The 7,745-nt window shown below is 69.2% G+C and carries 8 protein-coding genes; 2 read left to right on the top strand and 6 right to left on the bottom strand.

The window, feature by feature from the left end; genetic code table 11:
- Positions 1-1,304: ferrous iron transporter B (feoB, locus tag ACYP33_RS14620; protein WP_459622539.1), on the top strand; the 1,304-nt coding region annotated here is incomplete at its 5' end.
- The gene (locus ACYP33_RS14615) at positions 1,301-1,615 is read left to right on the top strand and encodes a DUF6587 family protein (protein ID WP_414447193.1); all 315 of its coding nucleotides are present in this window, start codon (positions 1,301-1,303) and stop codon (positions 1,613-1,615) included. The genes feoB and ACYP33_RS14615, both read left to right, overlap by 4 nt.
- A 156-nt stretch (positions 1,616-1,771) precedes the next feature.
- Here ACYP33_RS14615 and ACYP33_RS14610 read toward each other — a convergent pair whose 3' ends face one another.
- The 6 genes from ACYP33_RS14610 to ACYP33_RS14585 form a co-directional block, all read right to left on the bottom strand.
- Positions 1,772-2,479 (bottom strand): SDR family NAD(P)-dependent oxidoreductase, encoded by a 708-nt coding sequence (locus tag ACYP33_RS14610; protein WP_414439649.1) that lies wholly within the window; start codon positions 2,477-2,479, stop codon positions 1,772-1,774.
- A 19-nt stretch (positions 2,480-2,498) separates the two neighbouring features.
- Complete coding sequence (locus tag ACYP33_RS14605; RefSeq protein WP_459622536.1) at positions 2,499-3,836, bottom strand: NAD(P)/FAD-dependent oxidoreductase; 1,338 nt, start codon at positions 3,834-3,836, stop codon at positions 2,499-2,501.
- 41 nt (positions 3,837-3,877) lie between these two features.
- On the bottom strand, positions 3,878-4,657 hold the full coding sequence (locus ACYP33_RS14600; RefSeq protein WP_414447195.1) for an amino acid ABC transporter permease: 780 nt from the start codon (positions 4,655-4,657) through the stop codon (positions 3,878-3,880).
- A 53-nt stretch (positions 4,658-4,710) separates the two neighbouring features.
- On the bottom strand, positions 4,711-5,529 hold the full coding sequence (locus ACYP33_RS14595; RefSeq protein ID WP_414447196.1) for a substrate-binding periplasmic protein: 819 nt from the start codon (positions 5,527-5,529) through the stop codon (positions 4,711-4,713).
- Between the two features lie 80 nt (positions 5,530-5,609).
- On the bottom strand, positions 5,610-6,335 hold the full coding sequence (locus ACYP33_RS14590) for an amino acid ABC transporter ATP-binding protein (RefSeq protein ID WP_459622533.1): 726 nt from the start codon (positions 6,333-6,335) through the stop codon (positions 5,610-5,612).
- Positions 6,336-6,369: 34 nt separating this feature from the next.
- On the bottom strand, positions 6,370-7,704 hold the full coding sequence (locus ACYP33_RS14585) for an NAD(P)/FAD-dependent oxidoreductase (protein WP_459622531.1): 1,335 nt from the start codon (positions 7,702-7,704) through the stop codon (positions 6,370-6,372).
- Positions 7,705-7,745 lie beyond the last annotated feature (41 nt).

Here is a 7,745-nt window from a genome sequence, read left to right as displayed (position 1 = left end):
CGGCCGCTTCAAGCGCCGACGTCCACGCCCAGGTGCGCGCGCTGCTCGCCGCGGCCGTGACGATGCCGCGCTCGACCGACGAGCGCGACGACCGGCTCGACCGCTGGACGCTGCACCCCGTGTTCGGCCTGCTGATCCTGGCGCTGGTGATGTTCGTGGTGTTCCAGGCGGTGTACTCGGTCGGCAAGCCGATCACCGACGCGATCGGCGACGGCTTCGACTGGCTCGGCACGATCGTCGGCGCGTGGCTGCCGGACGGCCCGCTGCACAGCCTCGTCACCGACGGCCTGCTGACCGGCCTCGGCACCGTGCTCGGCTTCCTGCCCGAAATCCTGGTGCTGTTCTTCTTCATCCTGGTGCTGGAAGAGTCGGGCTACCTGCCGCGCGCGGCGTTCCTGCTGGATCGCATGATGCTGTCGGTGGGGCTGACGGGGCGCTCGTTCATCCCGTTGCTGTCGAGCTTCGCCTGCGCGATTCCGGGCGTGCTCGGCACGCGCAGCATCACCAACCCGCGCGACCGGCTCGCGACCATCCTGGTCGCGCCGCTGATGACCTGTTCGGCCCGGTTGCCGGTGTATGCGCTGCTGATCGGCGCGTTCATCCCGATGCGCAAGGTGGCCTACGTGTTCAACCTGCAGGGCATCGTGCTGTTCCTGCTGTACGCGGCGGGCATTGGCGGCGCGATGCTGGTGGGCTGGATCATGAAGAAGCTGCGCGGCGGCAGCGACGAGCAGGCGTTGCTGATGGAGTTGCCCTCGTATCGCGTGCCGCGTGCGCGCGACATCGGCCTGGGCCTGTGGGAGCGCGGCTCGATCTTCCTGAAGCGGCTGACCGGCGTGATCCTCGCGCTGACGGTGCTGATGTGGTTCGTCTCGACGTTCCCGTCGCCGCCGGCCGGCGCCACCGGCCCCGCGATCGACTACAGCATCGCCGGCTATCTGGGCCGCGGGCTGGAAGTGATCTTCGCGCCGCTAGGCTTCAACTGGCAGATCAGTTTGTCGCTGATCCCGGCGTTCGCCGCGCGCGAAACGGCCGTGGCCGCGCTCGCCACCGTGTACGCGGTGGGCGGCGGCGACAGCGACATCACCAGCCTCGCTCATGCGCTGACCGCCAACTTCTCGCTGGCGAGCGCGCTGTCGCTGCTGGTGTGGTTTGCATTCGCGCCGCAATGCATGTCGACGCTGGCCGTGATCCGGCGCGAGACGCGCTCGTGGAAGAACGTCGCGATCTCGTTCGGCTACATGTTCGTGATGGCCTACGCGGCTTCGTTCGTCACGTATCAGCTTGCACGGTGGCTGGCATGAGTACCGGCCTCGTTTTGCAGTACTGCGTGATCGGCGCGGTGGTGGCCGCCAGTTGCGGCGTGATGGTGCGCAAGCTCGCGCCGGCATGGTCGGCGCGTGGCATCGAGCGGGTGGCCGCGCATCTGGTCGAGCCGCAGCGCGCGGCGTGGGCGCGCTGGCTCGGCCGGCGCCTGTCGCGTTCGGCGGGCGCGGCGCAAGGCTGCGGGTCGGGGTGTTCGACTTGCGGCGGTTGCGGGACCGCGGCCGATGCGTCAGCGCCCGAAGAAGCGCCGCTGACGTTTCAGCCGCGCGCGGGGCGCGACTCGAACTGATCGGATCGCGTCCAGCATCGGCGCCCTCTGCGTGTTGCGGTCGATATCGCTCCGACTCACGCGAGGCGAATGCACCTCACCTGAGCGATCCCTCGCCCGCGAGCCACCCGGCGTACGGCCCCGGGAGGGCGCGAGACGCTCAAGCCCACCCCTCCCTCAGAACAAATCCTCGTGCCGGCAGTTGATCAGCAACTCGGCGATGCTGGCCGAATTCGGCAGTTCGATGGTGTTCGCGACGAGCCGCGCGATGTCCTCGGGCTGCGTCATCGCCTCGGCCGCCAGGTCGGCGATGCCGGCCGCCATCTCGGTGTTGACGAAGCCGGGGCACACCGCCACCGCACGCAGCCCGTCGTTCCAGCCGGCGCGGCGCACCGCGTGGGTCAGCGCCACGGTGGCGTGCTTCGACATCTGGTAGCCGACGTTGTCGTTGCGCACCCGCTTGCCCGACAGCGAGGCGATCTGCACGAAGCGCGCGTTGCCGGCGCGGCGCAGGTGCGGCAGCGCCGCCTGCACCAGCCGGAACGGCGCCTTCACGTTGATGTCGAGCGTTTCGTCGAGCAGGGCATCGGTGCCCTCGTCGAAGCTGATCGCGCGGCAGATGCCGGCGTTGCTGACCAGCACGTCGATGCGGCCGAAGCGCGCCAGCGTGGCGTCCACCCAGCCGCGCGCGGCGTCCGGGTCGCGCGCCTCGTAGCGCGCGGCGAGCAGGTTCGGGTCGTCGTCGCGCGCGTCGGGCCAGGCCGCGGCCACGCTCGACGGCTCGCGCACGCCGAGCGACAGCCGGTAGCCGCGCCGCCGCAACTCGTCGGCGATGGCGAACCCGATGCCGCGGTTCGCGCCGGAAATCATTGCCACCTTGTCCATGATCGGGAGCCTCCTGGGTTCAGAATCCGGCGTCGATGACGATCTTCGTGCCATCGGAAAAGCGCGTGAGCCGGAACGCGTGCGGGTCGACGAGCGGCGTGTCGTTGGTCACCAGGTCGGCCATCAGCCGCCCCGCGCCGGGGCCGATGCCGAAGCCGTGGCCCGAGAAGCCGGTGCCGATGAACACGCCCGGAATCCGCTCGACCGGCGCGATCACCGGAATCGCGTCGGGCGTCACATCCATGTAGCCGGCCCAGCGCTGCGCGATGCGCGCGCCGTTCAGGTGCGGAAACACCCGCATGAATTCGGCCAGCCCCGGATCGACGTAGCGCGCGATCGGCTCCGGGTCGAGCGTGCGCACGCGTTCGAATTCGGTCGGCCTGTCGAGCGCCCAGCGGCGCGGGCGGCGCAGCTCGTCGAGGAAGCGCCGGCCGATGCCGAGCCGCATCGCGCCGCCCTGGCTCTTCAATGCTTCGAGGTACTGAAAGAACAGCTTGAACGCGTCGGGCGTCAGGTCGGTCCAGGTGCGAAACCCGGCCGCGATCGTGTAGCCGCCGTCGTGGCGCTTGCGAAACGCGAAATGCTTGTTGCTGCCGCTGACCTCGGGGCCGCCCGCGAGCGGCTCGGTGCGCAGGACGGAGGCGCGCACCAGCAGTTGCGGCAGTTCGATGTCGAGGCTGCCGCAGAAATAGCGGGTCCACGCGCCGCCGGCCACCACCACGGCCGAACAGCGGATCGTGCCGTGCTCGGTCACCACCGCGCTGACGCGCCCGCCGCTGGTTTCGATGCCGCGCGCCGCGCACGGCGTGAGAATCGACACGCCGCGCCGACGCAGCGCGTTGGCGATGGCCGGCGCGGCCTTCTGCGGCTCGGCGCGCGCGTCGCTCGGCGTGTACAGGCCGCCCTTGTAGCGCACCGTCGAGCCGGGCAGCAGCGGGGCGATTTCGGCCGCGCCCACCTCGCGCGTGTCGAACGTGTCGCCGGCCTCGTCGCGCGCGCGGCGCAGCCAGTCGCGGTGATCCTCGATGGCCGCCTCGTCCTCCGACATGTAGAGGATGCCGCATTGACGGAAGCCGGCATCGGCGCCGATGGCGGCGTCGAGCGTGCGCCAGATCTTCAGGCTCTCGATCGCCAGCCGCAGCTCGCGCGGGTCGCGCCGCGTGACGCGCACCCAGCCCCAGTTGCGGCTCGACTGCTCGCCGGCGATATGGCCTTTCTCGCACAGCGCCACGGACAAGCCCTTGTCCGCGAGTGCGAGCGCCGTGCTGACGCCGATGATGCCGCCGCCGATCACCACCACGTCCGCTTGCGCGGGCACTCGGGTATCGCTGGCTACGGTGTCGACTGTCGGTCCCATGTTGGAGACGTCTCCTGGTGAGCGTTGGGTTGGCGGTATGTTCAGTGACGCGTCGAGAGGCGCGAGACGGCCGCGCGCACCGCGCGCCGCATCCCGGCCTTGCGGTCCGGGCGTTGCGAGCCCGGGTTGGCGTGGCGATTGGTCCAGCGGTCGATATGGTTGATCGCGTGGGTCAGCGGCACCGTGATCAGCAGATAGACTGCGCCGGCCGCCACCAGCGGCGACAGGTTCGCGGTGTTGACGGCGGAGTTCTGGCCGATCGTGAACAGGTCGCGCTGCGAAGTCAGCAGGCCGAGGAAATACACGAGGCTCGAATCCTTGACGATCGAGATGAACTGGTTCGCGAGCGCCGGCAAAATGCGGCGGATGCCCTGCGGCACGATCACGTAGCGCATCGAGGCCCAGTACGTCATGCCGAGCGCCTGGCACGCGTAAAGCTGGCCGCGCCCGACGCTCTGGATGCCCGAGCGGAAAATTTCGGCGATATAGGCCGACGAGATCAGCGCCAGCGCGACGATCGCGAGCGGGTAGGGGTTCGGCCCGAACAGCGCCAGCCCGATCGGCGCCAGCCCCTGGCCGACCACCAGGATCACGAGCGCGGCGGGCAGGCCGCGGAACACGTCCACGTAGACACGCGCCGGCACCGTCAGCCAGCGCGTCGGCGACACCAGCAGCAGCGCGAGAAACAGCCCCGCGACGATCCCGAGCAGCGTCGAGAACACCGACAACACCAGCGTGTTGACGAGGCCGGTATAAAGCAGCGACGGCAGCGACGACGTCAGCAACTGCCAGTCGAGAAAGTTCTCGATGAACGCCTGCATGATGGACTCCTCGTGAAAGTGGCGGGGCCGGGTGGACGGTTGGGCGAGGGCGATCAGCCGCCCGTCTTCATGGCGTACGGCGGCAGGCTGGTCGGCGTCGGGTAGGTCGGGTTGAACTGCTTGTAGAGCTTGAGCCAGGTGCCGTCGGCCACCAGCGCATTGATCGCCTGGTTCACGGCCGCCTCCAGCTTGGCGTTGCCCTTGCGCATCGGGAAGCCGGCCGGCAGGTTGACCGCCGAGATGTCGAGCTTGTCCTGCAGGTTCATCTGCGGGTACTTGGCCTGCAGGCCCACCGCCAGCGTCTTGTCGATGAAGTAGCCGTCGATGTATTTCGAGCGCAGTTGCAGGAAGCCCGCGTTCAGGTTCGGGAAGCGCACCACTTGCGCGCCCGGAATGTAGGTATCCGAATAGGTGTCCTCGATGGTGCCCTGGATCACGCCGATCCGCTTGCCCTTGACCGAGGCGATGTCCGACGTGATCGGGCTGCCCGGCAGCGTGGCGACGCTGAGCAGGCCGGTGAGGTAGCCCTCGGAGAAGTCCACCATCTTCAGGCGTTCGGTGGTGATCGAGATCGAGCCGGCCGCCACGTCGAGCTGGCGGTTCGCCACGCCGGGCAGCATGCCGGCGAAGTCCTGCGCGCGGAACTCCACCTTCAGCCCGAGCTTGGCGCCGATCGCGCGCAGCAGCTCGACGTCGAAGCCGGTCATCTGGCCGTTGTCGACATACGAATACGGCTTGTTGTTGGCGTCGACACCGGCGATCAATTGGCCCGGCGTCAGCGTGCCGAGGTCGTCGGCATGGGCGGCGGAAGCGGCGGCGAGGGACAGCGGCACGGCGACGGCAATGGCGCGGAGGAACTGGCGGAAGCGCATGACGGAACTCCTTCTTCTCGAGGTGGACGCAACAATGAAACGTGAGGGCAAAACCAGGGGCGGGCCGGGCACGGCCCGGATCAATGCAGGATGCGCGACAGGAAATCCCGGGCGCGCTCGGAACGGGGCTGGGCGAAGAAGCGTTCGCTGGTGTCGTCCTCGACGATCGCGCCGCGATCCATGAACAGGATGCGGTCGGCCACGCGCCGCGCGAAGCCCATCTCGTGCGTCACGCACAGCATGGTCATGCCGTCGCGCGCCAGTTCGGTCATCACGTCGAGCACTTCATGCACCATCTCCGGGTCGAGCGCGGAGGTCGGCTCGTCGAACAGCATGGCGATCGGGTCCATCGACAGCGCGCGTGCGATCGCAACGCGCTGCTGCTGACCGCCCGAGAGTTGCGACGGGAATCGATCCTCGTGCGCATGCAGGCCCACCCGGCGCAGCAGCGTGCGTGCCCGCTCGGCCGCCTCGTCGCGGCGGCGCCTGAGCACCTTGACCTGCGCCAGTTCGAGGTTCTCGCGCACCGTCAGGTGCGGAAACAGTTCGAAGTGCTGAAACACCATGCCGACGGTGGCGCGCAGCGCGCTCAGTTGCGCGGCGCTGCCGCCCACCGGCCGGCCGTCGATCTCGATCTCGCCCTGCTGGATCGATTCCAGCCCGTTGATCGACTTGATCAGCGTGGATTTGCCGGAGCCGGACGGGCCGCAGATCACCACCACCTCGCCGCGCGCGACGCTGGCCGAGCAGTCGTCGAGCACGCGGTTTTCGCCATACCATTTCGATACCTTGCGCAACGTGATCATTGCGGACTCCTGCGAATGGGAACGGAAAGGAGAATCAGGCGAGTGCGGCGCGCTGGCGGCCGCTCCAATAATCGTTGAATTCGTAGAGCGCCGCCCCGACCGGCACCGCGAGCGGGCGCGCCAGCGAGGCCGGGTCGAGCGGAAAGCCGCCCTCGGCGAACGGGCCGGCCTCGGCCGCCGCGCCCACGATGCGCCGCGCGATGCGCTGGCCGAGCCAGGTCATCAGCGCCACGCCGTTGCCGTTGCAACCGACCGCGTAGTGGATGCCGTCGGCCTCGCCCAGATGCGCGAGGCGGTCGTTCGTCATCGCCACGAAGCCTTTCCAGGCATGCGTGAGGCGCACGTCGCGCAGGGCGGGCCACAGCGTCACCAGCTTCGCGTAGAGCCGGCGCGCGGCGTCGCGCTCGTCGAGCTCGCGGATCGCCGGGCGCGAGCCGAACAGGATGCGCGTGCCGTCGGGCGACGGGCGCGTGTAGAACAGGTTGCGCTTCGAATCGCTGACCATCCGGCGGCCCGGGTTCAGCGCGTCCATCAGGCCCGGCGGCAACGGCTCGGTGGCGATCTGGTAGCTGGCCACCGGCAGCACGCGGCGCGCGAGGAACGGCAGCAGGTCGCCCGTGTAGCCGTTGGTCGCGACCAGCACGCGGCCGGCCAGGATCGTGCCGCGCGCGGTGTGCACGCGAAAGCGGGCCGCGCCGGTGTTGCCGATGCGCTCGATCCTTTGCGCGGCGGCGTGCGAGTGCAGCGTCGCGCCACGGCGGCGCGCCAGTTCGCGCAGCGCGCGGTGGTACTTGGCGGTATGCAGGCCGCCGTACTCGTCGATCAGGATGCCGCCGTAGTAGTAATCGGTGCCGACCAGCGCGCGCTGCTCGTCGCGTGAAATCACGTGCACGGTCACGCCGGTTTTCTCGCGCAGCAGTTCGCCCTGGGCGCGCAGCGTGTCGAAGTGCTGCGTGGTGTAGGCGCCGAAGAAGCGGCCGCTGATGTGCAGGTCCGCATCGAGCCGCTCGCTGGCCACCAGTTGCTTGAGGAAATCGAAGCTCGCGATCGACTCGCGCATCAGCCGTTGCAGGCGCTCGGCCGACACGCCGCGAATCGCATTGGTCAGCGCGAGCTTCTGGCCGCTCGACACCATGCCGCCGCTGCGCGTGCTGCCGCCGGCGCCCAGTTCTTCCGCATCGATCACCGCCGTCGAGAGGCCGTGGCCCGCCGCCTCGGCGGCGGCCGACAGGCCGCAGTAGCCGCTGCCCACGATCAGCAGGTCGACCGAGGCCGGCAGCGGCGAGTGGTCGGTTTCGGGCGGCGCGGCATCCCACCAGTACGGTGCAACGCGGAACGCGTCATGAAACAGCAGGGTGTCGGGGCGCATCGGATTTCCCGGGTGCTCAAGTTGAAACCAGTCTAGGTTTG

Source organism: Burkholderia sp. 3C (genome assembly GCF_054589155.1).
This window is presented reverse-complemented; position numbering and strand designations above follow the sequence as displayed.

Coding starts and splice junctions, on each gene's coding strand:
- ACYP33_RS14600 (WP_414447195.1), bottom strand. CDS start 4,657: ATGCAGGCGTTCATCGAGAACTTTCTCGACTGGCAGTTGCTGACGTCG.
- ACYP33_RS14605 (WP_459622536.1), bottom strand. CDS start 3,836: ATGGGACCGACAGTCGACACCGTAGCCAGCGATACCCGAGTGCCCGCG.
- ACYP33_RS14610 (WP_414439649.1), bottom strand. CDS start 2,479: ATGGACAAGGTGGCAATGATTTCCGGCGCGAACCGCGGCATCGGGTTC.
- ACYP33_RS14590 (WP_459622533.1), bottom strand. CDS start 6,335: ATGATCACGTTGCGCAAGGTATCGAAATGGTATGGCGAAAACCGCGTG.
- ACYP33_RS14615 (WP_414447193.1), top strand. CDS start 1,301: ATGAGTACCGGCCTCGTTTTGCAGTACTGCGTGATCGGCGCGGTGGTG.
- ACYP33_RS14585 (WP_459622531.1), bottom strand. CDS start 7,704: ATGCGCCCCGACACCCTGCTGTTTCATGACGCGTTCCGCGTTGCACCG.
- ACYP33_RS14595 (WP_414447196.1), bottom strand. CDS start 5,529: ATGCGCTTCCGCCAGTTCCTCCGCGCCATTGCCGTCGCCGTGCCGCTG.